Raw genomic sequence first — 25,630 nt, 5'->3', positions numbered from 1 at the left:
CAGTGCATCCCACGGCATACCCGCGGCAATACCTGCGGCCTTGAGCGCTTGGAGAAAGGACCGCTTACTTTCTATGCCTGCCCTTGCCGCGAGCCACAAAACGGGGCGCCCCTGCGCCCTGAGTTCATCCGCCCAGAACAGCATTGCGGTGGTTTTTCCGCTCCCAGCCGGCGCAGACACCACGGTCATGCGCGACTGCGCCACTCTTTCCGTCAGCGCCACCAATGCAGCACGCCGGATCGGCATATGAGTCGAACGCGGCGGCAAGATAGCTGTGGGCACAACGGTCATGCTCTTCTCTCCTAGCGCGGTTGTCGCGATTCGTTTGTTATGCGAAATATATTCTGCGCGATGAATCTATAACGCAATCCCTTTTTCCTATCGGCAGATAGGTTCCCAATGAGATGGAAAAATGTCCAGCTTTCCACCTAGGAAGCCGAGGTCGTTATGCAGCCAGCGTTGCCATACAGACCGCGGCGCGAGCAGGATATTAGGAAAGGTTGACCATGAAGGCCCTTTATCTCGAACGGATCGACGGCCCTGAATCCGTCGTGGTGGCGGAAGTCGACACGCCAGTGCCCGGTCCGGGAGAGGTGCGTGTTGCGCTGCGGGCCGCATCCATAAACCATCGTGAACTGTTCATCACCCACGGGCAATATCCCGGCATGACGGTGCCGATCACGCTGGGCTGTGATGGTGCGGGCGTCGTCGACATGATCGGCGAGGGCGTCACCTGCGTCCGCGAGGGCGATGAGGTTGTGCTCTATCCTGCACGCAACTGGGGGTCGAACCGCCACGCGCCAGCCGCCGATTTCGGCCTGCTCGGTATGCCCTTCGCCGGCACGATCGCCGAATATATCTGCGTGCCGGTCGACAATCTGGCGCCCAAGCCGGCCTTCATGAGTTTCGAGGAAGCCGGGGCCATGCCGCTGACGGCGCTGACCTCGTGGCGCGCGCTTATGTTCAAGGGACGGCTGGAAGCGGGAGAGACGCTGCTCATCAGCGGCGTAGGCGGCGGCGTGGCCACGTTCGGCCTGGCCTTTGCCGTGGCCAAGGGCGCCAATGTCTATGTCACCGGTGAAAACCAGGACGTGATCGATCGTGCCGTGGCAATGGGGGCCAAGGGCGGTCTGCTGTACACCGATCCCGACTGGCGCAAGCAGGTCGGCAAACTTACCGGCGGCATCGACGTGGTGCTGGACGGCGCGCCATCGCCCAGCTTCGCCAATTATGTCCGCGCCATCAATCCGGGCGCGCGGATCGTCATCTACGGGTCTACCGCCGGCAACGAGATCAAGTTCAACGCCACCGACATCTTCCTCAAGAGCGCCAGCATCGTCGGCAGCCAGGTCGGCGATCCGCAGGACTTCAAGGAAATGCTCGCTTTTGCCGAGCAACATGCAATCAAGCCGGTGATCGAGGCGACCTATCCGCTTGCCCAGGCCAAAGAGGCGCTTCTGCATCTGCGCGACCAGCACAAGTTCGGCAAAGTCGTGGTGACGATGTGAGCGATCTGTTCAGCCTGACCGGCAAGAAGGCGCTGGTCACCGGCGGCGCGCAAGGTCTGGGCCGCATGATCGCCGAAGGTCTGCTGCGGGCTGGCGCGACAGTCGCGATCACATCCCGCAAGGCCGACATCTGCGAAGATGCCGCCCGGGAGATGGCCACGCTGGGATCGTGCATCCCCCTCCCCGCTGACCTGTCGACGCCCGAGGCGGCGGTCGACCTCGTCGCCCGTTATCGCGAAGCGGTCGGAGAATGCCATATATTGGTCAACAACGCGGGTAAGACCTGGGGCGGGCCGATCGACAGCTTCCCCGACAAGGCTTGGCCGGGCGTGATGGCCGTGAACGTCCAGACGCCGTTCACCATGGTCCGGGAACTCCTCCCCGAACTCAGCGCGTCCGGAAAGGCTGGCGATCCGGCGCGGGTGATCAACATCGGTTCGGTCGCGGGGATGAAGACAGAGCGGCTCAGCGCGTACAGCTATGCCGCGAGCAAGGCTGCAGTCCATATGATGACGCGCGATCTGGCCGGCGATTTGGCGGCGCGTAACATCACCGTCAATGCGGTCATTCCCGGCTTCTTCCCAACCAAAATGACGGCGCATATGCGGGATGAGGATCAGGTCGATCCTGCCCTGCTGGCGCATATTCCGCTCCAACGTCTAGGTTCGCCGGACGATATTGCAGGCATCGTCATTTTCCTGTGTTCGCGCGCGGGCGCTTATGTCACCGGCGCACAGATTCCGGTTGACGGCGGGGTCGTTGGCTGCGGCTGAAATAAGCCCCCCACCCTCGCGGCCGGTAAAGAAAGATATTCGCCATGATGATCGACCTCGCCATGCTGGCGGACCGCCTCGCGATCGAGGAATGCCTCTATCGTTACGCCCATCTGGTAGATTCGATGCAGTTTCACCGCATTGCGGAGGAAGTGTTCACGGAGGATGGATCGATCGACTTTGGCAGCGCGCGTTCCGTGGGGCGGGAGGCCATCCATGCCCAGTGCATGGGTTATCAGGGCGCTCTAATGGGCTGTTCGCATAACATCACCAATGTGGTGATAGAGGTGAACGGCGACGAAGCGCGCGCAGCCAGCCGCGTCATGGCATGGCAGTGGTTCGATATCCCCGATGCCGATCCGCTGCGCCCCACCGACCTTCTCGCCGTGGGCGGCTATGAGGACAGGCTGCGGCGCACGGCCGAGGGATGGCGGATATATGAGCGGCGGGGGATCAATTTCGGCACTGGCATCGGCGCCGGATCCGTACCCGATCCCATGCGTTCCATCTTTCTGGCCATGCAGGGTCGCACGCCTGGCTGGCCCGCCTGACCGAGGGCGGGCGCCAAGGCCCGCCCATCATATCGTCAGAGTTTCCAGCCCCCGCCCGCGACGATCACCTCGCCGGTGATATAATCGGCTTCGGGCAGGCATAGCAGGTAGACGGCGCCGGCGGCTTCTTCCGGCGTGCCGGCGCGGCCCAGCGGAATGCCCTTTTCCATGGCTTCCAATATTTCGTCGCTGACGCCGGCCTTGATGTCCCGACCCTTGACGCTGATGGTCGTGCTGCCCGCCTCGCCCGCGGTCATGCGCGTCATGATGGCGCCGAAAGCCACCGCGTTGACGGTGACATTATGTCGCCCCCATTCCTTCATCACCGTCTTGGTGAGACCGACGATCCCCGCCTTGCCCGCCGCATAGCCCGACTGACCGGCATTGCCGCCAAGACCTGCCACGGACGATATATTGATGACCGTCCGGCGTGTGGCCCGACCATGTTCGGCGGTCTCCTTCTTCGCCGCGGCGGCGATCACCGGTTGCGCGGCGCGCAATATACGGAAAGGGGCATTGAGATGAACATCGAGCATGGCCATCCACTGCTCGTCGCTCGTCTTTTGAAGAACCGAATCCCAAGCATAGCCCGCATTGTTCACGATGATGTCGATCGTGCCGAAATGCGCGACCGCCGCTCCCACAAATTTGTCGCCGAAATCGGCATCCGTCACGTCGCCCACGCACACCACGGCGCGGACGCCAAGGCTTTCGATTTCACTCGCCGTCGCATTTGCCACATCCTCGTCCAGGTCGTTCACCACGACATGGGCGCCGGCGCTTGCCAGTTTCAGTGCGATAGCCTTCCCTATACCCCGTCCAGAGCCGGACACCAGTGCGACCTTGCCATCCAATATATTCACGTCAATACGTCCCGTTCTTCCTTGAAACCACCGATGCGGGCCTCGCCGCCATCAATAACGATGCTATTCCTGTCGGGCACGCTGGCCCGAAACCATACGGTGTCACCAGTGCGCCAGATTTCGGTCCGAACCGTTTCACCCGGCCAGACCGGCGCGGTAAAACGCACCCGCATGTCGGTCAACAAACCCGGATCGCCATCGCAGCACAGATGGATCAGCGCGCGACCGACCAGCCCCATGGTGGCGAGGCCATGCAGTATCGGCCGATCGAAGCCCGCCGCCTGCGCCGTGCCCCGGTCGATATGCAGGGGGTTACGGTCGCCGGTCAGGCGATAGAGCATCGACTGATTGGCGGCCGTCGGCAGGTCGAGACAGGCGCCTGCGGGCGCATCCGGCATGACAATCGGCGCAGGCCCATCAAGATTTGACGGCCCGCCAAAACCGCCCGCGCCTCGCAAGACCCACACTTCCTCCATTTCGGCGATCGGCCGGTCCGTCGGCGTGGTTATGACACGTTTTGCCCGCACGAGAGCGGACTTGCCTAAACCCTTGTCCGCGAGACCGATAATTTCGATCCGGCCGTTGACCAACTGGCCCAGTTCGAGCGGCCGAACCAGTTTCAGCGTCTGCTCGCCATGCAGGATGCGCGGCCAATCCCAGCCCAGTTCCGGCGCCATCGGCCAGAAGCCGGGTGTTCCCAGAACCAGCGCCATGGTCGGCAAAACGGCCTGATCGCGTTCGAAGACCAGATGCCGTTCATCGATCGCGCCCAGCCCGGCGCCGACACCCAGCGCGTAGAGAATAGCGGATCGCGGATCACAGACATCCTGCGCTTCCGGCACCCGGAAGCCGCGTAATTGTTCGACATCAAGCATTCGACTCATCCCCGGCTTTGCGGTCAGGACAGCTTGCGCTCGTCCAGGCCCAGTCCGCGACCGATGATTTCGCGCATGATTTCCGACGTTCCAGCGAAGATGCGGCTGATGCGGGCGTCGGTATACATGCGGCTGATGCGATATTCTTCCATATAGCCCGCCCCGCCATGAAGCTGGACGCATTCGTCCATCACCCGGCCTTCCAGTTCGCTGGTCAGCAGTTTGGCCGCCGACGCGTCTTCTGCGGTCAACTCGCCCGCGTTGAGCAGCATCACGCACTGGTCGACATAGGTCTGAAGCGCGTCCAGTTCGGCCCGCATCGAAGCCATCTTGAACCGCGTATTCTGGAACGCGCCAATCGGCTTTCCGAAGGCCCGGCGTTCCTTCACATAGTCGAGCGTGATGTCGAATGCGGTCTGCGCCGTCGCCATGAAGCCGATGGCCGCGACCAGCCGCTCCTGCGCCAGGAAGCGGGCGAGATATTTGAAGCCTTGGGCCGGATCGCCCAGTACATTCCCCTTGGGCACCCTGACATCGTTGAAGAAGAGCTCGGCCGTGTCCTGCGCCTTAAGCCCCATCTTCGCCAGCTTGCGCCCCCGTTCGAACCCTTCCATGCCGCGTTCGACGACCATAAGGCCCAGGCCGTGGCGGCTATTGGGGTCGGTCCGCGCGGCCACGACGACCAGATCGGCCAAAATGCCATTGGAAATATAGGTCTTGGCACCGTTCAACAGCCAATGGTCGCCCTTGTCCACCGCGCTGGTGCGCATACCCGCCAAGTCGCTGCCGGTGGACGGTTCCGTCATCGCGACGGCCAGAATCTTCTCGCCGCTGACGATGCCTGGCATCCAGCGGTCCTTCTGTTCGTCGGTGCCGAGCTTGGCGATATAGGGCGCGACCAGATCATTATGCAGATTGATGTAGAAGCCTATGTCGCCATGGCGCATATTCTCCTCGATGATGATCTGCTCGAAGCGGAAATCGTCGATCCCCGCCCCGCCATATTTCTCGTCCGCCCAGGTGCACAGCAAGCCCTGCTCGCCCGCCTTCAGGAACAGCTCACGGTCGACCATGCCCTGCTCGCGAAAACGTTCGGCGTGAGCGCCCACCTCCGTCGTCATGAACTTGACGACGGAGTCGCGGAACTGCTCATGCTCCTGCTCGAAAATCAGGCGCTTCATGCCGGCATCGGCTCCTTGACCCTGGTTTCGCTCGCGGGCGTGTAGAAATCCTCACCCTTTGCCGCCTTGTCGCGCAGCCATGCGGACGGCAGGAAGCGCGGGCCATAAAGCTGCGCGAGCCTATCGGATTCCTCAACGAACTTCTTAATGCCGATCGTGTCAATGTAGCTGATCGTCCCGCCGGTCCAGGCCGGGAAACCCCAGCCGTAGATCGCACCCAGATCGGCGTCCTGCGGAGTTTCCAGCACATTTTCCTCCAGGCAGCGGGCGGTTTCCATCGCCTGCGCATAGAGATAGCGCTTCTTCAGTTCCTCGGCATCCCAGTCCTGCTTGACCGGGAAATGATCGGCCAGGCCCTTCCACAGATGCTTCTTGCCGCCTTCGGGATAATCATAGAACGCCCCGCCGGTCTTCCGGCCGGACCGGCCGATCTCGTCCTTCATCCGCCGCATGACGGCAGTGCCGGCGGGTGGCGTATATTTATCGCCTTCCTCGGCGATCGCCTGGTCGACAATCTTGAGCGGCAGGTCGAGCGTCAGTTCGTCCAGCAGCGCCAGCGGCCCGACCGGCATGCCGACGGCCTTGGCCGCGTTTTCGATCACCGCGGGGGGAACGCCCTCCGCCAGCATCGCCGCGCCTTCGTGGATCAGCATCTGGAACACGCGGCTGGTGTAGAAGCCACGGCTGTCGTTGACGACGATCGGCGTCTTGCGCAACTGCGCGATGAAGTCGAGGCCCTTGGCCAGCGTCTCCTTGCTGGTCTGCTTGCCCATGATGACCTCGACCAGCCCCATGCGGTCGACCGGCGAGAAGAAGTGCAGGCCGATGAACTGATCCGGGCTCCGCGACGCCTGGGCGAGCTGCGAGATCGGCAGGGTCGAGGTGTTGGACGCGAAAATGGCCTGTGCCGGCAGCACCGCTTCGGCCTTCTTCGTGGTTTCGGCCTTGATCGCCGTATCCTCGAACACCGCTTCGACCACCATGTCGCAGCCATCGAGCAGCGCGAAGTCGTCGGTCGGGGTGATGCGGGCGAGCACGGCGTCCGCCTTGTCCTGCGTCAGCTTGCCCTTTTCGACCAGCTTGCCCAGCACCTTGGCCGAATAGTCCTTGCCCTTCTGCGCGGTCGCGGTGTCGCGGTCGATGAGAACGACGTCGATACCCGCATTGGCGGACACGAACGCAATGCCCGCGCCCATCATGCCCGCGCCCAGCACACCCACTTTCTTCGCTTCAAACTTCGGGAAGCCTTCGGGACGACGCGCGCCCTTTTCGGCCGCCTGCTTCGAAATGAAGGTGGTGCGGATGATGTTGCGCGCGACCGGATCGGTCAGCAGCTTGGCGAAATATTTCCCCTCCACCGCCAGCGCCTTGTCAAAGGGCAACTGCAAGCCGTGGAACACCGAGTTTAGAATCGCGGCCGGCGCGGGTTGATTATAACCCACCTTGGCGAGACCGCCCGTATACATCATGTAGGCGGCCGAATCCTCAGGAACGGTTAGGCCCTTCTTCTGCGGCGGCGTCCAACCCTTGACGTCCCAGGGCTTGACCGGGTCAGGCACGGTCGCAAGCCACGCCTTGGCCGCGTCGATCAGCTTGTCCGCCGGGACGACCTCGTCCACGATCTTGAGCTTGAGCGCTTCCTGCGGCCCCACCGAGCGGCCCGACAGCAGCAGGTCTAGCGCGATCTTCATTCCCGCGATGATGCCCAACCGCACCGTGCCGCCCGATCCGGGCAGCAGACCGACATTGACTTCGGGCAAACCGACCTGCGCCTTGGCATCATCCACCAGGATGCGCCGGTGGCAAGCCAGCGCCAACTCGAAACCGCCGCCCAGCGCCAGGCCGTTAATCGCCGCCACCCAGGGCTTGCCGGATTGTTCGATGGCGCGGTGCATGTCGGTGGCGCGCTTCGAAAAAGCATAGGCTTCCTGCGGCGTCAGCGTGCCGAACCCATTCACCAACTGCTTGAGGTCCGCACCGGCCATGAACGTCTTCTTGGCCGACGTCAGGATGACGCCCTTGATGCTTTCGTCCGCGACAATCTGCTTCGTCGCCGCTTCCATGTCGGCGATGAAAGCATCGTTGACGACGTTCATCGAGCCTTCGGCATCGAGGGTCAGGATCGCGAAGCCGTCCTCGGCTTTTTCCAGTCGCATAGTCTTCATGGGATGTCCCGCTCTATAGTTCGGTAGGCGCGTTCAAACGCGCTCGATGATGGCAGCCGTGCCCAGGCCGTTGGCCGCGCACAAGGTGATGAGGCCGGTTTCCGCGTTGCGCCGCTCCAGTTCGTCCAGCACGGTGCCCAGGATCATCGCGCCGGTCGCGCCAAGCGGATGACCCATCGCGATCGCCCCGCCATTGACGTTGATCTTGTCGTCGGGAACGTTCAGCTCCCGCTGGAAGCGCATCACCACGCTGGCGAAGGCTTCGTTCAGTTCCCAGAGATCAATGTCCTTCTCGGTCATGCCGGCCGCCTTGAGCGCCTTGCGCGACACCGCCGCCGGCGCCGTCAGCATGATCGTCGGCTCAGACCCGATATTGGCATAGGACCGGATGCGACCGCGCGGCTTGAGGCCGGCCTTTTCCCCAAATTCCTTCGACCCGACAAGAACCAGGCCGGCGCCATCGACGATACCGGAGCTATTGCCGCCATGATGGACATAGTTCAGCTCTTCGATTTCTGGATATTTGGCCTTCGCGACCGCTTCGAACCCGGCCTTGCCGAACCCTTCGAAGGCGGGCTTGAGCTTGGCGAGGCTTTCCAGCGTGGTGCCGGGTCGCATATGCTCATCATGATCTAGCACCACGTCGCCCAGCACATCCTTGATCGGCACGATCGCCTTTTTGAAATAGCCGTTTTCCCAGGCATGGGCGGCCTTGCGCTGGCTCTCGACGGCGAAATTGTCGACATCCTCGCGCGTGTAGCCGTCCAGGGTAGCGATCAGGTCGGCGCCGATGCCCTGCGGGGCGTAATAATTGCTGAAGGCGACCGACGGATCGGACGTCCAGGCGCCCGAGTCATAACCCATTACCGTGCGGCTCATCGACTCGACGCCACCGCCGATGCCGGCCTGGATCATGCCCGAATGGACCTGCGCCGCGATCAGGCTGACAGCGTCCAGCCCGGTGGCGCAGAAGCGATGGATCTGCTGGCCCGCGACCGTCTGGGCATAGCCGGCCTGCAACACCGCCGCGCGCGCCAGCACGCCGCCCTGTTCACCGACGGGCTGGGCCATGCCGATGATCACATCGTCGAGCAGTCCAGTGTCGAGATCATTGCGGCTCTGGAGCGCCTTCAAAAGCTGCGTCGCCATTTCGACAGAGGTGATCTCGTGCAGCGCGCCATCGGGGCGGCCCTTCCCGCGCGGCGTCCGGACATGATCGTAGACATAGGCTTCCATCGTGAATTCCCGCACAGTGATACAAAATCTCTGCCCTTGCTCTTGGACCAGGAAGGCAAAGCTGCACCTATCCAACGAAAGGCGCAGGCAGACGCGATGGCTGCAATCTGATCATCATCGATAGCTGACCGGCATTTTAGGAGCGGACATCCGTGGTCACACAAGGCGAAGATTGCGCCCCATTCCGTATTTCTGCAACCACTCTGGGCGATCTGCTTCTCAAAGGGTGGGACAAGGCATCCGACAAGGAAGCATTGGTATTCCCGGGAGAACGCAAGACATATGACGATGTCGTACAGAGCGTCCTGAAGCGCGCGCGCGGCCTGAAGGCGCTGGGCATCGCGCGCGGCGACCATGTCGGCATCCTGTTGCCGTCCAGCATCGAATTTGTCGAGACCCTGTTCGCCAATGCGATGTGCGGCGCTGTCTCCGTGCTGATGAACGCACGGTACAAGGCGCCTGAAATGGCCTATGTCGCGCAAAATGCCGATCTGGCGGCGATCATCACCAATGATATGATCAGTGAGCATATCGATTTCGGTCAACGGCTGGTTGAGGCTTTCCCCGACCTGCCCGATGCCGCGGACTCCTCCTCACTCACGCTTGCGGGCGCGCCTCTGCTCGAGCGGATCGTGATGCTGGGTGGCCGTTCGGTCCCCGGTTTCGTAGATCAGGCAACCTTCGATGCGGCGGTGCAGGAAGTGGAGGAAGTAGAGGTACATGCATCCCGTCTGACCGTCAGGGTCCGCGACACCGCGATGATCCTGTATACGTCAGGGACATCGGCCAACCCCAAAGGGTGCCTGCTCAGCCATGAGGCCGTCACTCGGGAGGCATCGAATCTCGCTCGCTATCGCTGGTCCTTCCAGCCCGACGAGCGCGCCTGGTCGCCGCTGCCTTTATTCCATATCGCTGCGATGCTCTGCATGCTGGGCGCGATCGACGTGGGCGGCACCTTCATCGGCCAGCCGCATTTCGATGCCGGGGAGAGTCTGCGGCAGATCGAGGATGAACGGGTGACGATGATGTTCCTGCCCTTCGTCACTTTCCATCAGGCCATGATCACCCATCCCGACTGGGCCAAGACCGACATGTCGTCGGTGCGCCTGCAAAATAGCTGCTTCGCCTTCATGCCTGATCGCGTAGGCCAGGCCTATCGGGAGAAAGCCCCAAACATGCTCCAAGTGGGCACCATGGGCATGACCGAGGCGACCGGCATCGTCACCACCGGCGGCTATGCGATGGAACCGGAAATGGGCTTCAAGAAACTTGGTTTCCCCCTTGCGGGCATAGAGATGAAGATCGTCGATCCCGAAACCGGCGCGGAAAAGGGCGTGGACGAACGCGGCGAAATCCTCATTCGCGGCTACAATCTGTTCGACGGCTATTACAAGGACCCGCAGAAGACCGCAGAGGCGCTCGATGCCGATGGCTGGTATCATAGCGCCGATATCGGCTCGATCGACGAACATGGCCACGTCATGTTCCACGGCCGGTTCAAGGATATGCTGAAAGTGGGTGGGGAAAATGTCGCCGCGGCCGAGGTCGAGGCGGTGCTGGCCACCCATCCGGCGGTTCGTCTCGCGCAGGTCGTCGGGCTGCCGGACGAGCGGCTGGCGGAAATCCCCGCCGCCTACATCGAACGCGAAGGCGATGTGGAGGTCGAGGCGGAGGAACTCATCGCCTATACCCGGCAGCGCCTCGCTTCCTTCAAGGTTCCGCGGCATATCCGTTTCATCGACGAATGGCCGATGTCGGCATCGAAAATCCAGAAGTTCAAGCTGCGCGGCGCGTTGATGGACGAACTGGGCCTGAAGGACTGAAACACGGCGCATCGACGCCATGAAAGTGTAGGGAGAGTGACATGCGGGTGATCATCACGGGTGCTGCAAGCGGCATCGGCAGAGCCTGCGCCGAACTGCTGGCGGCCGGGTCGATGATTCCGGGTGAACACCGGATGCTGCTCGCGGATCGGGATGCCGCCAATCTGCAGGTGGTGGCCGATGCGGTCGGCCCCGCCGCCGCGACCTGCGTGGTCGATCTGGCCGAACCGGATTGCGGCGACCGGATTGTCGCGGCGGCGCTCGCGCATATGGATGGGATCGACGCCGTCATCAGCAATGCCGGCATCATCATGGGCGGTGCATTGGCCGAACTGCCGATCGGCGATTTCGATCGCATCTTCGCCATCAACACCCGCTCGTCCTGGCTGCTCGGCAAGGCCGCCCATCCGCACCTGAAGGAGAGCAAGGGCGCCTTCGTCGCGACCGCGTCCATGTCGGCCACCCAGCCTACGCCCGCGCTTGGCTTTTATTCCTCCAGCAAGGCCGCCTTGTTGATGATGATACGCCAGCTCAGCATCGAATGGGGGCCGGACGGTATCCGATGCAATACGGTGTCGCCCGGCCCCACCTACACGCCGATGACCGCTGCGGGATATGAAGATCCGTCGCGGCGCGACCAGCGGGAAGCCAATATTCCCCTGCGCAAACTTGGCGTGGCCGAGGATGTCGCGCAGGCGATCCTGTTTCTGATCGGCCCTCATGCAAGCCACATCAGCGGTGTCGACCTGCTGGTCGATGGCGGTATGAGCAACATGCTGATGCCCGCCAGCGGCGGTGGCACCGGTCAGAACCGGCAGAGCTGATATGGGATCAGAGGGCCCGATCCGCGCCAGCCGCCCATTCGATATCGGTCCCGCCCCGCGCATTCTGCGGGTCGATCAGCAGCCGCGCCGTCGCCATCAAATGGTCCGTCAGCAGCGCCTCGGCGCGGTCGGCGTCCCGCGCGAGCGCCGCGTCGACGATCTGCGCATGTTCATGAACCAGATCCCGATCGCCATGGGCCAAAGGCACGGTGAGATAGCGATAGCGTTCCGACTGGGCATAGAGCCAGTCGCGCATCTTGAGCAACCATGGACTGTCGCACGCGGCGACCAGGGCGTGATGGAAGGCCGCATGGGCGTCGGCATAATCCTCGTTCAGACGGGCCGCCTCTCGCGGGTCGCGGGTCGGGGTCTTGCCCAACTTATGGGCCGCGCTGACGATAGAGGCTTCCCAGTCCAGGCCTCCCTTCTCGATCGCGCGGCGGAGGCATTGCCCCTCAATATCGCTGCGGACCCTGACCAGATCGGTCAAATCGCCGATCGATATCGGCGTCACCCGAAATCCCCGCGCATCGTCCTGCGTCACGAAGCCCTCGGACGTAAGCCGCGACAGGGCTTCGCGCACCGCCCCGAGACTGAAGCCCTGCGTTTCCGTAATATCCTTGATGTTGATTTTCGCGCCCGGCACCAGCCGACAGGTCAGGAGATCGTCGCGCAATTGCCGGTAGGCGCGTTCGGTCAGGCTCAGCTTTTTGGTCATCGCAACAACTATATCAGCTTCGCCACCCATGGCAATTGGACAAGATGTATTTTATAGCTTGAAATATATTTAATTCAATCCCATGCCTTCGGTTCAGTGGGTGGGACAGATTCTCAGGAGGTTTGCATATGCGGTTGGCCAAGGTAACGAAGAACGGCGCGGTCGGTCTGGCAGTGGACACGGGCGCGGGCGTCAAGGCGCTGTTCGGCGACGCTGCCCTCTATGATCTGGATGTGTTGATCGCCAGCGGCGGCAGCGCCCTGACGGATGCCGGCGCGAAAGTCAGCGCAGAGGGCGAGGAAGTGCAGGTTGAAGACCTCACTTTCCTGCCGCCCCTCGTCAAGGCGCCCAAGATCCTCTGCCTAGGTCTCAACTACAAGGATCACGCGGCTGAAGGCGGATTCACCGTGCCCGAATTCCCGACGATATTCGGCCGTTTCAATTCGAGCCTCATCGGCCATGGCGCACCGATCATCAAACCGCCCTGTTCCGATCAACTCGATTATGAGGCGGAAATGGTCGCGGTCGTCGGCAAGGGCGGCAAGGATATCAGCAAGGACGACGCGCTCTCGCATATCGTCGCCTATTCGGTGTTCAACGACGGTTCGATCCGCGACTATCAGCTCAAGACGCCGCAGTGGACGGTCGGCAAGAATTTCGACGATACCGGCGCCTTCGGTCCCTGGCTGGTAACCGCCGACGAACTGCCTGCGGGCGGTGCCGGCCTCAAGATCGAAACCCGCCTCAACGGCCAGGTGGTGCAGAGCGCGAACACCTCCGACATGGTGTTCGATGTCGTCGACACGGTCGCCCTCCTCTCCACCTGCTTCACGCTGGAAGCGGGCGACGTCCTGGTCATGGGAACCCCGTCGGGCATCGGCCTGGCCCGCAAGCCTCCGCTGTTCATGAAGGATGGCGATGTGTGCGAAGTGGAAATCGAGAAGATCGGCCTGTTGGTGAACCCCATCAAGGCAGCATGATCGAAAGGCCGGGCGCCGTTCTGTCGGTGCCTGGCCAGCCAAGGAGGGAAGGATGAACCAAAACAGCCCGTCGGGACGCCGCGCCAATAGTTTGGGCGTCCATTCCATCGATCATTTCGCGGTCGAAGTGCCCGATCTGGAAGCCGCGCGGAAATTCTACACGCTCTTCGGGCTCGACGTCCGCGAGCGGGATGACACGCTGGAATTATATGCGGTCGGCAATCCGCATCGCTGGGCCGTGCTGAGCCAGGGCGGCGACGCCAAGCGGCTGCGCTATCTGAGCTTCGGCATCTATCCGGACGAAGCGGATGCCTTTGCCGCCCATCTCGACGGCTGCGGCGTCACCCGGATCAAGGCGCCCGAAGGCGCGGAAGCCGACGGCATCTGGTTCGCAGGCTTCGATGGCCTGCCGATCAACGTTCGTGTCGCAGACAAGGCAACGCCATCGGAAAAGAGCCATTTCACCTTCGTCAGCGCGGCGCCGGGCCAATCCGGCGCGATCCCTAACAGCAAAGCGCCCAAGGTTCATCCGCGCCGCCTTTCGCATTTCGCGATCTTCGCGACCGACGTGAATGCCGCGATCGACTTCTATGAGAAGACGCTCGGCCTGCGCCTGTCCGACAAGAGCGAGCCGGCCGTCGCCTTCCTGCACGGCCCCCATGGCAGCGATCATCACCTGCTGGCCCTCGTCCTGTCCGATCGGCGAGGCATGCATCACAATAGCTGGGACGTCGGGTCGGTGATGGAAGTGGGCCTGGGCGGCGCGACCATGGCCCGGGCGGGCTATGGCCCCAACTGGGGCGTGGGCCAGCATGTGCTGGGCGCCAATTATTTCTATTATGTGCGTGATCCCTGGGGCAGTTTCAGCGAATATTCAGCCGATATCGACTTCATTCCGCATGATGTCGACTGGCCGGCCGCCAACCATGCGCCAGAGGACAGCATGTTCCTGTGGGGACCCGATCCATTCCCCGAATTCATCCAGAACACTGAACCGGCGGAGGCCTGATCGTCATGACCACATTCCTACTTCTTCACGGCGGCGGCATGGGCGGCTGGACATGGAAATATGTCCGCGAAATTCTGGAGGCCGGGGGCCACAAGGTCTACACGCCGACCTTCACCGGCTTTGGCGAGCGCGAGCATCTGATCGGCCGCGATGTGGGCAATGCGACTCATGTGCGCGACATCGTCAATGTCTTCAAATATGAGGATCTGCGCGACGTCGTGCTGGTCGCGCACAGCTATGCGGGCACGGTCGCGCCCGGCGTGATCGCGGAGGTGGGCGACCGCATCGCATCCATCATCTATCTCGACGCCATCGTGCCCCGGTCGGGGGAACGGATCGGATCCCTCATGGGCTATGTCCCGGAAGACCAGCTCGCCGCGCTGGATGCGATGCTCGAAGCAGGCGAAGGCCCGGTAGGGTCGGGCGTGCATGAAATGCAGCGGGCGGCGGCCAAGGAGCATCCCCATCTCATGGACCCGGCGCGGGAGAAATGGCTGCTAGACAATTTGTCGGACCAGCCGATGAAGGCGACCGCCTGCGTCATCCCCGTAGGTGCCGAGGCTATCGACCGGCCCGTCGACTATATCGCGGCGGCCGTCACGGTGATGACGGCGATGCACGACCGGGCGCGCGAGCTGGGCTGGACCATCCATGACCATCCGGGCGATCACGCCCTGCTGGTGGGCGATCCAGAGGGAACGACCGACCTCATTCTGAAGATTTCCGGCGCGGGAGCTCCGGCATGAATGCCGCCGAGCTGTTCTCGCTACAGGACCGCGTCGCCGTTGTTACCGGCGGGTCGACCGGCATCGGCCGTCATATCGCGACCGGCCTGGCTGCGGCGGACGCCACAGTCTATATCTGTGCCCGCACGCAGGCCAAGGTGACCGCGGCCGCGGCGGAGATTTCCGCTACCACTGGCGGCCGCTGTACCGGCCTGGTCGCAGATCTTTCGACACTTGCTGGGATCGAGGCTCTGGTCGCGGCGGTGTCCACCCAAGAACAGGCCGTGCATGTCCTGGTGAACAACGCCGGGACCATGGCCGACGCGCCCATCGACGATTATGGCGAGGACGAATGGGATCCGGTCATCGACCTGAACCTGAAGGCCCCTTTCTTCACGCTTCGGAAATTTCTGCCCCTGCTCCGCGCGGGCGGCACGGCGGAGCGTCCCGCATCGATCATCAACATCGGGTCTGTCGGCGCGCTCAAGGTTGGCCCCAAGGAAAATTATGCCTATCAGGCGTCGAAGAGCGCCATCCACTGGATGGCGAAAGGCCTCGCCAAGCGGCTGGGCCGCGACAACATCACCGTCAACGTCATCGCACCCGGATTCTTCGAATCCGAGATGACCGTCATCACCTCCAGCGAGATGCGCACGATGGTGGAATCGATGGTGCCCCGCGGCCGCGTCGGTACGCCGGAAGATCTGGCGGGCGCAGCCATCTATCTCGCCTCGCGGGCGGGCGCCTATGTCACCGGATCGGTGATCCCTGTCGAGGGAGGATTGTCGATCTGATATGACCCAACTTCATTTCGTCGCCATTGGCGGCACAATGCGCGCCTATTCCTCCACCGAGCGAGCGCTTCGCAAGGCGCTTGCCATCGCAGAGGAACGCGGCGCACGCACGACGCTGCTTGCCGGCGCGGACATCGACTTCCCGTCTTACGCGCCCGAAAATCCGGATCGTCCAGATGCGGCAAAACGCTATGTCGACATCCTGCGGTCGGCGGATGCCGTCATCATCGGCTCACCGGGTTACCACGGAGCGATCTCCGGCTTTGTGAAAAATGCGCTCGATTATGTCGAGGATATGAGCCGGGACGAGCGTTGCTATTTCGATGGTCTTCCCGTGGGCTGCGTGGCAACAGCGGCCGGCTGGCAGGCCGCGGTCGCCACGCTCCAGCAACTGCGGGTCATTACCCACGCGCTGCGGGGCTGGCCGACACCGCTGGGCATCGCCATCAACACCATCGGCGGCGAAGGCGATCCAATCGAAAACGCACCTATTCCCGGCCAGTTGGCTATGATGGTGGACCAGTTGTTCAGTTTCTGCCGACGGCCTGCCCTATAGTTGGATAGGTTCGCAATGCATCCGCAGGGCGCTTAGTCGCAGTGCCACTAACGGGAATGACGATGGATTTTTCACTCACCGAGGAACAGCAGGCGTTCAGGGACATTGTCCGCCGCTGGGTCGATGCCCAAGCCCCCAAGGACTGGATGCGCGCGCTGGAAGCCGACGAAGAAAATTATCCCTACGCGCTTTGGGACAAGATCGCCGAGCAGGGATTTTTCGGGATCGGCATTCCAGAGGAATATGACGGCCTGGGCGGCGACGTCATGATGCAGATGATCTTCGCTCGCGAATTCGCACGGACGGCCGGCGGCCTGCTGTGGGTTTGGGGCCTCACCTCCTTCGGCGGGGCGAAGACGATCGGCGCGGTCGGCACGGAGGAGCAGAAGAATCGCTGGCTGCGCCCCATGGCGCAGGGCAAGCTGCGCGTCTCGCTGTCGATGACCGAACCCGACGGCGGCACCGACGTTCTGGGCGCGATGAAGACCCATGCCGAAAAGGTCGACGGCGGCTGGACGCTGAACGGCGCCAAGATGTGGACCACGGGGGCAAAGGCGGCCGACAGGCTGCTCGTCCTCGCCCGCACCGATAAAAATGCCGAGAAGAAGCATCATGGCCTCACCATGTTCTTCGTCGACGCCAAATCGCCCGGCATCACCGCCTCGCTCCTGCCCAAGCTGGGCATGCGCGCCATGGGATCGTGCGAGGTTCATTATGAGGATGTCTTCGTTCCCGACGAGGACGTACTGGGTGAGCCTGGACAGGCTTGGTATGCGATGTTGCCCACACTCAATAATGAGCGGATCATGGTGGGCGCGCAATGTCTGGGCGCGATCGACGGGGTGCTGGAAGACGCGCTGGAATATATGCTGCAACGCAAGGCGTTCGGCGGCATTATCGGCCGCTTCCAGATTTTGCAGCATTATGTCGCAGATATCGCGACATGGCAGAAGCTGACCGAGCTGTTGCTTTACAACGTCGCCTGGATGCAGAGCAACGGCATGCCGTGCGGAACCGAGGCCAATATGCTCAAGATGGTCGCCACGGAGAATGCCGTGAAGGCCGCGGACCTTGGCATCCAGATATTGGGCGGCATGGGCTATTCGGCGGAAACCGACATGCAGCGTTACTGGCGCGACCATCGCATCCTGCGGATGACGCCGATCAGCAACGAAATGGTGCGCAACACAATTGCCGAGAGCCTCGGCCTGCCGCGTTCTTTCTAAGGACAGACCATGAGCGATCTTGACGATCTCCCCCCTGCTCCCGACGCCGCCGGCACATCGCTCGATGGCGACAAGGTCTTCACCATCACGGCGGAAGAGAATGCCGCCCTGTGCCGGTCGACCGGCGTCGAACCAGCCACCGACGGTAGCGCTCATCCCATCTACTATTATATCGCCACCCAGGTCGCCATGGGCAAGACGGTGGCAGGCGTCTGCGAAGCGTGTGAATTCGATGTCGAGGATGGCCCGATGATGGGCAGCAGCGGCGTACGGTTCGATGCGCCGCTGAAGGTGGGCGAAAGCTACAAGGTAACAGGGGAGATACTCAGCCTGGTCCGCAAACGCAGCCGCAAGCTGGGCGTCATGGACGTGCTGACCTATCGCCTCCGCCTGCACCTGCTTGATGGAACGCAGGTGCTGGAAACCGATAATGTGTGGGTATTGCCCCGCAAGGAGTTCGCCGCATGAGCCATGCCGTCGGAGACACGCTGCCGCCCTTCACGATCGAGAGCGTTAGCCCGCAAGCCATGAAGCAGTGGGCGGGGTTCCTCGCCGATCCCAATCCCATCCATCTCGATGTCGAGGTGGTGAAGGCCAAGGGTCTGGGTGACCGGGTCATCAACCAGGGTCCGATCAACGTCGCCTATATGATGAACATGCTGATGCGCGCCTTCCCGGGCGGGCGGATCAAATCGATGGATTCGCGCTTTCTGGACAATGTCTATGGCGGCGACCGAGCGGTGGTGACGGGCAGGATCGCGGCGATCGAAGGCGATACGGTGACCTGCGAATTCTCGCTGGATGTCGATGGCCGCGGCACGGTCAATTCGGGCACGGCGACGGTGGAAATTTAAAAGATCAGAGGAGAATATCAATGCCTAGCGGACCTTTTGCCCATGTGTGCATGGTCGTGCGCGATCTGGACAAGGCTATCGAGGATTGGACCAAGATCCTGCGCGTGCTCGATCCTGCGTCGCTGGAAGAGCGCCTCGTCAAATATGATGAATTTTCCAGCGGCGACGACGCCGGTATGAAGTGGGCGACCTTCGTCAACAATGGCGGCACGGAAATCCAGTTCATTCAACCGGCCCCTGGCACCCCGATGGGCGATCGCCTCGAGAAAGTGGGCGAGCATGTCCACCACCTCTGCTACGCGACCGACGACGTGCCGGGCGCGATGGAAAAGCTGAAGGCGGAAGGGCTGCACCTGCCCGGCGGCGGCCAAACCTTCAACGATCCGGACATGACCTGGCAGAAATGGAGCTGGGTCGGCCACAAGAGCACGCACGGCGCGCTGATCGAGGTCGCTTCGCCCTATGAGAGCCGTAACGACGGCAAGTGGCACCATGCACCCGGCAAATTCGCCTATAAGGGTCCCGGCGAGCATCCGTCATTCGCGGAAATCGTTCCGCCGGTCGCCGCTGAGTAATGCAGGCGCCCGGCATGACTGTTCCCACGCGGATAAGCGTGCCGGGTGACGGGCTGGAGATGGTTGCGGACGCCTATGGCGACCCTGCCGCGCCGCCCGTCTGCTTCTTCCATGGCGGCGGCCAGAGCCGCCGATCCTGGGCCGGGTCTGCCAGGCGGGTGGCGCAGGCGGGCTATTACGGGCTGACCTTCGATCTGCGCGGCCACGGCGACAGCGGATGGGCCGCCGACGGCGACTATCTGCTGGAAGCCTATGGTCGCGATGTCGAGTCCATCATCCAGGCCTTCGACAGGCCGATCGCGCTGGTGGGGGCCTCGCGCGGTGGCCAATCCGCGCTGGTCGGTGGGTCGCGCCGTGCCGATCTGGTGCGCCTTATCATGCTCGCCGACGTCGCGCCCTATATGGTCGACGACGGCGTGGATGACATTCGTGGCTTCTTTCGCGCCAGCGACTCCGGTTTTGCATCGCTGGAGGAAGCGGCCGACGTCCTCCACACCCATCTTGGCCAGCCCCGCCTGCCTGACGTGTCAGGTCTCGCCAAATCGATGCGCGAAGCGGATGGACGCCTGTTCTGGCACTGGGATCCCCGCACGACGGCGCCGGAATTTCTGCATCCCCCTTCGGAAGGGGAAGCGCTCATCATCGCAGCGCGCCGCGCGCAATCGCCCCTCGTCCTCGTGAAAGCTGAACTGAGCGAGATTGTCTCGGACGAAAGCGTCCGGCAATTTCGTTCGCTCGCCCCGCAACTGGAGGTCGAGATCGCCCACGGCGTCGGCCATATGTTCACCGGCGACCGCAACGACGCCTTTGCCGATCGCCTGCTCCACCACCTCGCACTTCATCTGCCGCTATGACGAAAGGCGCGGCCTTCGTCGTCGGCGGAACCGGCGGCCTTGGCAGCGCGATCTGCAGACGCCTGTCGACCGAATGGGATCAACTCGCCATCGGCTATCGGTCCAGCCGTGAAAAGGCGTCGGCGGTCGCAGCGTCCCTGCCAAACGGTTCTTGCGAGACGCTGTCCGTCCCCTGCGATCTTTCCGATCGCGCTTCGATAGAGACCGGCATCCGCGATACGGTCGAGCAATTCGGCGCCATCGGCACGATGATCTTCGCCAGCGGGGTCGATATAGCCCAGCCCTTCGTCAGCCAGATCTGCGAGGAGCAATGGCGTGAAGTCATCGAGATCGAACTGGTCGGCTTCACCCGTATCGTGTCCGCCACCCTGCCATATTTCCGCGCCCAGGGCTTCGGCAATTTCGTCACCGTCGTTTCGGTCGCGAATTACTGCTTCCCCCCCGGCGACGCCCTGTCCTCCGTGCCCAAGGCCGGAATGGAGGCGTTGGGCCGCGCCATCGCCAAGGAGGAAGGCCGTTATGGCATCAGGGCGAACATGGTCGCTCCGGGAATCATCGACGCCGGGCTTGGCGCCGAGTTCCTCACGTCGCTTTATTCGCCGGAAATCTGGGAAACGCAGCGCAAACGCATTGCCCTGCAACGCTTCGGCAGCGGGGAGGATATTGCCGAGGCCGTGGCCTTCCTGGCTTCGGCCAAGGCGCAATATATGACCGGCCAGACCCTGATCGTCGATGGCGGCTTCAGCCTCTGAAATCGGCGGCTGCGCTCAACCCTGCCGCCGCTGCGCCGCAACGCCATCACCCCAATTGTGAATGCGCTCCCAGAAGCGGACGCGGGTCGGCGCGAAATTATGCATGTGCGCCATGCGGGGACATATGAAGAGCTGGATGTCTTCCGCGCTCTTATAGGCCCGGGGTTCGCCCAAGGGATCGGGGACGACATCGCGCTCGCCCATCGCGATCAGCACGGGGACGCATACAACCGCCGCTTCGAGCGCCACCGCGCCCGGCGCGACCATATATACGCCGCAGGGCGGCGTGGTCGCCGAACGCCATTCGGGCAGCGGATCGACCAGCCCTGCCGACGCCATCATGTCGAGCGTGACGATGTCCGCAGGCTCGTCATCATGATGGAAGGACCATTGGAAAGGATGCTCGCCTGCCCTTGCCGCCGCCTGGAGCGCTTCGGCGTCGCCCAGCGTCACGCCCGGCGCCTGCGCCAGCGCCGCCGCATTCAGCACATGCGGCGCATCGAGCGACGAACGGCGCGAAATCCAGGGCCACGCGGCGGGCGGCTGTCCCGGCCGGGTCGGCACGACAGTATGGACGCCGCTATAGCCCAGCACGCCGATGCCATGGAATGTCTCGTGATTGCCCTGCGCGACGACCGTGAAGCATCCGCCCATCGACTGGCCGATGCCAAGGCATGTGGCGTCGACGATCGGGTCCAGTCCATCGACGAGCGTGCCCGCTTCCAGCCGGGCCATGACCTGGCGCACCATCGCGTCATTGGCCGCCGCCACATTATCGAGATTGAGGGCATTGCCTTCCGGGATAGTGGACTCGCCAAATCCCAGATGATCGCAGGCGATGAAAATCCACCCGCGATCGCAATGGAAACCCGCTTCCCCGCCGCCCGACCCATCCGGCATGTCGAAGCTGTAATAGCGCCGGCAATAGCCACCGCCGGGAAAAGCGAAGCAGACGGTCATGGGATTGGCCAGTGCCGTCATATCCGGAAGATGAACCGTGATCGCCACATGGGCGGTCATGCCGAGGGCTGCCGCCTCGCTGACATCGATCTTCAGTTCGACCGAGCGCTTCATGCCCTTGCGCATCCTTCCATTCCAAACACCGACGCCCTCCTTCGCCGAACCGGCGCGCCCTCGCCGCGCCGGTTCGGCCTGTCGGTCACTTATAGGGGTCGACGGGCTGGGGAACGTTGATGACTTCCAGATCCTTCAGCATCGTCAGCACGTCGGAGATCGAATAGATGTGATCGATCTTGTCGCCCCGGAAACGCAGCCAAGAGAACCACAGGACGTTAAGGTCGTTCCCGGTGGGCTGGACGCCCATATAGGGGCCGCCGGTATGCTTGCCATGATGATGGCACAGCACGCAGATCTCGTCCTCGCCGCGTCCCCACGCCTTCAGCGTGCGATAGATGCTGGGCGGGAAGGTCTTGTAGAGGCCCTGCGGCGAGGTCTTCCACACATGATAGGTGCCAAGGTCGGGCCGGTTCGGGTTGTCGTAGGTCATTGTATCGGTATTGAAGAATGCGTCCATTCCGTCCCAATCGCCGCGATTGATGACTTCATGCAGGTCCATCCAGTGATTGACCATGAACGCCTGCCGCTCGGTCAGCCCGGCTGTGATGTCTGCCCGCTTCTCCTTGGACAGGACGAAATCGGCTTCCGTGAACGGGGCGAGGCCCATAATAGTCTCCTTGATCAAAAAACGGTCCGCGGGATCGATCCCGAGGGCTGTGGTTTCTTCCCCCTAGCCACCGCGCTCGGCACCTACCTAATGGAAGGCGGCGAACCTCCTCCCCTGTGCCAGCAGAGATTCTATAGAATGAGTGAGACGGAGGAGAGGCCATGACACTGACCCTGCAGGAGATGTCGGACCGGTTCGAAGTTCAGGACCTGATCGTAGGCTATTGCTACGCAGTGGATACGCGCGACTGGGACGCGCTGGACCGCTATTTTACCGACGATGCTGTGATCGACTATTCCGAAATGGTGGGCGTCGTCGGAAGCCTTGCGGACATCAAGGCATTTCTCTCGGCAAGCCTGACGCCAATTCTCGCCTTTCAACATGCCGTGTCCACCACCCAATATCAAATCGCCGGCGACCGGGCGCAGACCAAAACCGCCTGCTACAATCCGATGACGGTCAGCAATGGCGAAACGACCGATACTTTGGTCTTCGGCCTTTGGTATCATCACGACTTCGTCCGCACCGCGCAGGGCTGGAAGATCAGCCGCCTCTACGAACAGAAATGCTATCGGATGAATGTGCCGGACTGGCTGGCGGCCCAATTGCCCGCCTGAATTCCTGCCACGCCTTTCCGGATTCCGAGGGGGAGCTCGATGCGCCGCTTTCTGAACATGCTGTTCGTTCTGCTTCTGCTTCTCGCAGGTCTGTCGCTGCTCTGGCTGGGCGGGCAGCTCGCGCTGCTCCGCGGGTCGATCTGGTATTGCGTGTCCGGCCTCGTCATGACGGTCACCGCGTTTCTCGGCTGGCGCCGTTCGCCGCTCTCGATCACCCTCTATTGGGCCTTTCTCATCGCCAATCTGGGTTGGTCGCTCTGGGAAGTCGGACTGGACGGCTGGGCGCTGGCGCCTCGGTTGGCCATGCCCGTCGCCATGGGCTTCTACATGCTCACCCCCTTTTATCGGCAGCATGTCGGTCTTGGCCGCCCCCTGCCCGGCGGCCGCGTCCTGTGGCCGGCTCTTCCGCTGCTCCTCATGGGAGGGATCGGCGGCGCTTTCTGGGCGGATCGTTCGTCCCCAGCGGCCAGCGCGCGCTGGGGAGCGGGACCGGCAAGCCCGGCCGAGGGCGACTGGGTCGCCTATGGCAACGACCGGGGCGGGTCGCGCTACTCGCCATTGGCCCAGATCACGCCCGCGAATGTCGGCAATCTCGAAAGGGCATGGACCTACCACACCGGCAAGCTGACAGATGGCAAGCAGGGCACTGCCTTTCAGGTCAACCCCCTGAAGGTGGGCAATCGCCTTTTCCTGTGCGCGGGCAATAATGATGTGATCGCGCTCGATCCCGAAACGGGCCGGCAATTATGGCGGCACCAGCCCAAGGCCGATCTCGCCGGCGTCTATGGCCTCGTCTGCCGCGGCGTCACCTATTATCGCGTCCCACAAGCCCAGGGCGATTGCGCCGAACGCATCTACACCGCGACGCTCGACGCCCGGCTGATCGCACTCGATGCCGCCACCGGTAGGCTATGCCCCGGCTTCGGGCAGGGCGGACAGGTCGATCTGAAAACGGGACTGGGCACGGTCGACAAGGGCTATTATTTCGTCACCTCGCCCCCCGCCCTCGTTCGCGGCCGCCTCGTTCTGGGCGGCTGGGTGATGGACGGTCAGAAAATCAGGGAGCCTTCAGGCGTGATCCGGGCGTTCGATGCCGTCACGGGCGATTTTTCCTGGGCCTTCGACATCGGCCGCCCCGACGATCACGGCCCGCCGCCGCCCGGCGGCGTCTTTACGCCGGGCACACCCAATAGCTGGGCGCCGATGAGTTCGGACGACAGGCTGGGCCTCGTCTATGTGCCGACAGGAAACGCGACGCCGGACTATTTCGGCGGACATCGCACCGCGAATGACGATCGCTATTCCAGCGCCGTGCTGGCGCTCGACGCGGAAAGCGGGGCGGTGCGCTGGTCCTTCCAGACGACCCATCATGACCTTTGGGACTATGACGTGCCTGCCCAGCCCACGCTGGTCGACCTGCCCGGCGGCGTGCGCGGCCTGCTCCAGCCGACCAAGCGCGGAGAAATTTTCTTCCTCGACCGGGCGACTGGCAGGCCCATTCTGCCGGTGGAGGAACGCCCCGTCCCGCAGGGCGCCGTTCCCGGCGAACGCCTTTCGAAAACCCAGCCCTATTCGGTTGGCATGCCCAATTTTGGCGGTCCGCGCCCGACGGAAAAGGGGATGTGGGGCCTGACGCCGATCGACCAGGCGATGTGCCGCATCCGCTTCCGCCAGGCCCGCTTCGATGGGGACATGACCCCGCTGTCGACCGAGCATCCAACCCTCACCTGGCCCGGCTATCTGGGCGGCATCGACTGGGGCGGCGTATCGGTAGATCTCCGGCGCGGCCTGATGATCGTCAACAACAATCAGGTCGGCAATTATAACCGCCTGATCCCTCGCGCCGTTGCGGACCGGCAGGGCATCAGGCCGATGACCGCCGCCCATATGAGCGATGTCGGCGGCCCCGTCGCCCAGCAGGGCGTGCCCTATGCCGCCCATATCGCGCCGTTCCTTTCCCCGCTCGCCATTCCGTGCCAGCAGCCCCCCTATGGCCGCATCAACGCGGTCGACCTGAAAACAGGGAAGCTGGTGTGGAGCCGGCTGTTCGGCACCTCGCGCGACAGCGGCCCTCTGGCCCTGCCGACCTTCGTGCCGATCCCCATGGGCGTGCCCAATATCGGCGGATCGGTCGCGACCGCGAGCGGCCTAACCTTTATCGGCGCGACGCAGGAACATATGTTCCGCGCCTATGAAACCACCACCGGGCGGCTGCTGTGGAAGGCGCGCTTGCCGGCGGGCGGCAACGCCTCCCCCACCACCTATTGGTCGAATGCCAGCGGCCGACAGTTCGTGGTCATCGCAGCGGGCGGACATGGCGCCATGCTGTCAGGTGCGAGCGATGCGTTGATCGCCTATGCCCTGCCTAAGCCTAAGCCTAAGCCTAAGCCTAAGCCTAAGCCTAAGCAATAGCGGGGAGCGAGAAACGGGTGCCTCAACACTAGCCAAGTAAACGCGACGAGTCGCGGGAAGATGCCGCCCAATCCT

General features: G+C 62.8%; 27 protein-coding genes. 18 read left to right on the top strand and 9 right to left on the bottom strand.

Annotated features, from left to right (window positions below):
• A partial coding sequence (locus AX724_RS23405) for an AAA family ATPase (protein ID WP_331711446.1) occupies positions 1-291 on the bottom strand: 291 nt, incomplete at its 3' end.
• A 215-nt stretch (positions 292-506) separates the two neighbouring features.
• Between AX724_RS23405 and AX724_RS13895 the strand changes: the two genes are divergently transcribed.
• Genes AX724_RS13895 through AX724_RS13885 form a run of 3 tightly spaced genes read left to right on the top strand, consistent with a single transcriptional unit; the run spans position 507 to position 2,832 of the window.
• Positions 507-1,508: a quinone oxidoreductase family protein gene (locus AX724_RS13895; protein WP_066767440.1), complete on the top strand. Its 1,002-nt coding sequence runs from the start codon at positions 507-509 to the stop codon at positions 1,506-1,508.
• Positions 1,505-2,281 (top strand): SDR family oxidoreductase, encoded by a 777-nt coding sequence (locus tag AX724_RS13890; protein WP_009823740.1) that lies wholly within the window; start codon positions 1,505-1,507, stop codon positions 2,279-2,281. Before AX724_RS13895 ends, AX724_RS13890 begins: the two co-directional genes overlap by 4 nt.
• 44 nt (positions 2,282-2,325) lie before the next feature.
• Complete coding sequence (locus AX724_RS13885) at positions 2,326-2,832, top strand: nuclear transport factor 2 family protein (protein WP_009823741.1); 507 nt, start codon at positions 2,326-2,328, stop codon at positions 2,830-2,832.
• A gap of 35 nt (positions 2,833-2,867) precedes the next feature.
• On the opposite strand, the gene AX724_RS13880 is transcribed toward AX724_RS13885, so the two are convergent.
• Genes AX724_RS13880 through AX724_RS13860 form a run of 5 tightly spaced genes read right to left on the bottom strand, consistent with a single transcriptional unit; the run spans position 2,868 to position 9,152 of the window.
• Positions 2,868-3,695 carry an SDR family NAD(P)-dependent oxidoreductase gene (locus tag AX724_RS13880; RefSeq protein ID WP_009823742.1) on the bottom strand — a complete coding sequence of 276 codons (828 nt, stop codon included), beginning with the start codon at positions 3,693-3,695 and terminating at the stop codon, positions 2,868-2,870.
• Entirely contained in the window at positions 3,692-4,579 is an 888-nt protein-coding gene (locus tag AX724_RS13875) for a MaoC/PaaZ C-terminal domain-containing protein (protein ID WP_231736691.1), read from the bottom strand. Before AX724_RS13875 ends, AX724_RS13880 begins: the two co-directional genes overlap by 4 nt.
• 14 nt (positions 4,580-4,593) lie before the next feature.
• The gene (locus tag AX724_RS13870) at positions 4,594-5,751 is read right to left on the bottom strand and encodes an acyl-CoA dehydrogenase family protein (protein WP_009823744.1); all 1,158 of its coding nucleotides are present in this window, start codon (positions 5,749-5,751) and stop codon (positions 4,594-4,596) included.
• The gene (locus AX724_RS13865; protein WP_066767436.1) at positions 5,748-7,916 is read right to left on the bottom strand and encodes a 3-hydroxyacyl-CoA dehydrogenase NAD-binding domain-containing protein; all 2,169 of its coding nucleotides are present in this window, start codon (positions 7,914-7,916) and stop codon (positions 5,748-5,750) included. The genes AX724_RS13870 and AX724_RS13865 overlap by 4 nt, the downstream gene beginning before the upstream one ends.
• A gap of 33 nt (positions 7,917-7,949) precedes the next feature.
• Positions 7,950-9,152, bottom strand: a complete 1,203-nt coding sequence (locus AX724_RS13860) for an acetyl-CoA C-acetyltransferase (RefSeq protein WP_062731390.1) — start codon at positions 9,150-9,152, stop codon at positions 7,950-7,952.
• Positions 9,153-9,304: 152 nt separating this feature from the next.
• Here AX724_RS13860 and AX724_RS13855 point away from each other — a divergent pair, with 152 nt between their 5' ends.
• The gene (locus AX724_RS13855) at positions 9,305-10,975 is read left to right on the top strand and encodes a class I adenylate-forming enzyme family protein (protein WP_066767434.1); all 1,671 of its coding nucleotides are present in this window, start codon (positions 9,305-9,307) and stop codon (positions 10,973-10,975) included.
• 41 nt (positions 10,976-11,016) lie between these two features.
• A complete protein-coding gene (locus tag AX724_RS13850) occupies positions 11,017-11,799 on the top strand; it encodes an SDR family NAD(P)-dependent oxidoreductase (protein WP_062731392.1) in 783 nt (260 codons plus the stop codon).
• Between the two features lie 7 nt (positions 11,800-11,806).
• Here the strand turns inward: AX724_RS13850 and AX724_RS13845 are convergent, their stop codons facing one another.
• Positions 11,807-12,517, bottom strand: a complete 711-nt coding sequence (locus tag AX724_RS13845; protein ID WP_228227160.1) for a GntR family transcriptional regulator — start codon at positions 12,515-12,517, stop codon at positions 11,807-11,809.
• Between the two features lie 128 nt (positions 12,518-12,645).
• Here AX724_RS13845 and AX724_RS13840 point away from each other — a divergent pair, with 128 nt between their 5' ends.
• From AX724_RS13840 to AX724_RS13790, 11 genes are all read left to right on the top strand, one after another.
• Complete coding sequence (locus AX724_RS13840) at positions 12,646-13,497, top strand: fumarylacetoacetate hydrolase family protein (RefSeq protein WP_009823750.1); 852 nt, start codon at positions 12,646-12,648, stop codon at positions 13,495-13,497.
• Between the two features lie 52 nt (positions 13,498-13,549).
• Positions 13,550-14,506, top strand: coding sequence for a VOC family protein (locus tag AX724_RS13835; protein ID WP_062731394.1), 957 nt, complete (start codon positions 13,550-13,552; stop codon positions 14,504-14,506).
• Between the two features lie 5 nt (positions 14,507-14,511).
• Complete coding sequence (locus AX724_RS13830; protein WP_009823752.1) at positions 14,512-15,252, top strand: alpha/beta fold hydrolase; 741 nt, start codon at positions 14,512-14,514, stop codon at positions 15,250-15,252.
• Positions 15,249-16,025, top strand: coding sequence for an SDR family oxidoreductase (locus AX724_RS13825; protein ID WP_062731395.1), 777 nt, complete (start codon positions 15,249-15,251; stop codon positions 16,023-16,025). The genes AX724_RS13830 and AX724_RS13825 overlap by 4 nt, the downstream gene beginning before the upstream one ends.
• A 1-nt stretch (position 16,026) precedes the next feature.
• Positions 16,027-16,581 (top strand): NADPH-dependent FMN reductase, encoded by a 555-nt coding sequence (locus tag AX724_RS13820; protein ID WP_066767433.1) that lies wholly within the window; start codon positions 16,027-16,029, stop codon positions 16,579-16,581.
• A gap of 62 nt (positions 16,582-16,643) precedes the next feature.
• The gene (locus AX724_RS13815) at positions 16,644-17,807 is read left to right on the top strand and encodes an acyl-CoA dehydrogenase family protein (protein ID WP_066767431.1); all 1,164 of its coding nucleotides are present in this window, start codon (positions 16,644-16,646) and stop codon (positions 17,805-17,807) included.
• A gap of 9 nt (positions 17,808-17,816) precedes the next feature.
• The gene (locus tag AX724_RS13810) at positions 17,817-18,275 is read left to right on the top strand and encodes a hypothetical protein (protein ID WP_062731397.1); all 459 of its coding nucleotides are present in this window, start codon (positions 17,817-17,819) and stop codon (positions 18,273-18,275) included.
• The gene (locus AX724_RS13805; protein WP_062731398.1) at positions 18,272-18,661 is read left to right on the top strand and encodes a MaoC family dehydratase; all 390 of its coding nucleotides are present in this window, start codon (positions 18,272-18,274) and stop codon (positions 18,659-18,661) included. Before AX724_RS13810 ends, AX724_RS13805 begins: the two co-directional genes overlap by 4 nt.
• 20 nt (positions 18,662-18,681) lie before the next feature.
• A complete protein-coding gene (locus AX724_RS13800; protein ID WP_228227159.1) occupies positions 18,682-19,236 on the top strand; it encodes a VOC family protein in 555 nt (184 codons plus the stop codon).
• A gap of 14 nt (positions 19,237-19,250) precedes the next feature.
• Entirely contained in the window at positions 19,251-20,090 is an 840-nt protein-coding gene (locus AX724_RS13795) for an alpha/beta fold hydrolase (protein ID WP_231736690.1), read from the top strand.
• Positions 20,087-20,842: an SDR family NAD(P)-dependent oxidoreductase gene (locus AX724_RS13790; RefSeq protein WP_062731400.1), complete on the top strand. Its 756-nt coding sequence runs from the start codon at positions 20,087-20,089 to the stop codon at positions 20,840-20,842. Before AX724_RS13795 ends, AX724_RS13790 begins: the two co-directional genes overlap by 4 nt.
• A 15-nt stretch (positions 20,843-20,857) precedes the next feature.
• Here the strand turns inward: AX724_RS13790 and AX724_RS13785 are convergent, their stop codons facing one another.
• Together AX724_RS13785 and AX724_RS13780 are read right to left on the bottom strand one after the other, a co-directional pair.
• Positions 20,858-21,916, bottom strand: a complete 1,059-nt coding sequence (locus AX724_RS13785; protein ID WP_231736689.1) for a hypothetical protein — start codon at positions 21,914-21,916, stop codon at positions 20,858-20,860.
• An 85-nt stretch (positions 21,917-22,001) separates the two neighbouring features.
• On the bottom strand, positions 22,002-22,526 hold the full coding sequence (locus AX724_RS13780; RefSeq protein ID WP_009823762.1) for an ester cyclase: 525 nt from the start codon (positions 22,524-22,526) through the stop codon (positions 22,002-22,004).
• Positions 22,527-22,687: 161 nt separating this feature from the next.
• Between AX724_RS13780 and AX724_RS13775 the strand changes: the two genes are divergently transcribed.
• A complete protein-coding gene (locus tag AX724_RS13775; protein WP_066767427.1) occupies positions 22,688-23,143 on the top strand; it encodes a nuclear transport factor 2 family protein in 456 nt (151 codons plus the stop codon).
• Positions 23,144-23,182: 39 nt separating this feature from the next.
• A complete protein-coding gene (locus AX724_RS13770; RefSeq protein WP_066767424.1) occupies positions 23,183-25,555 on the top strand; it encodes a membrane-bound PQQ-dependent dehydrogenase, glucose/quinate/shikimate family in 2,373 nt (790 codons plus the stop codon).
• Positions 25,556-25,630: the final 75 nt, after the last annotated feature.

This window comes from Sphingobium sp. CCH11-B1, assembly GCF_001556865.1.
Taxonomy (GTDB): domain Bacteria; phylum Pseudomonadota; class Alphaproteobacteria; order Sphingomonadales; family Sphingomonadaceae; genus Sphingobium.
This window is presented reverse-complemented; position numbering and strand designations above follow the sequence as displayed.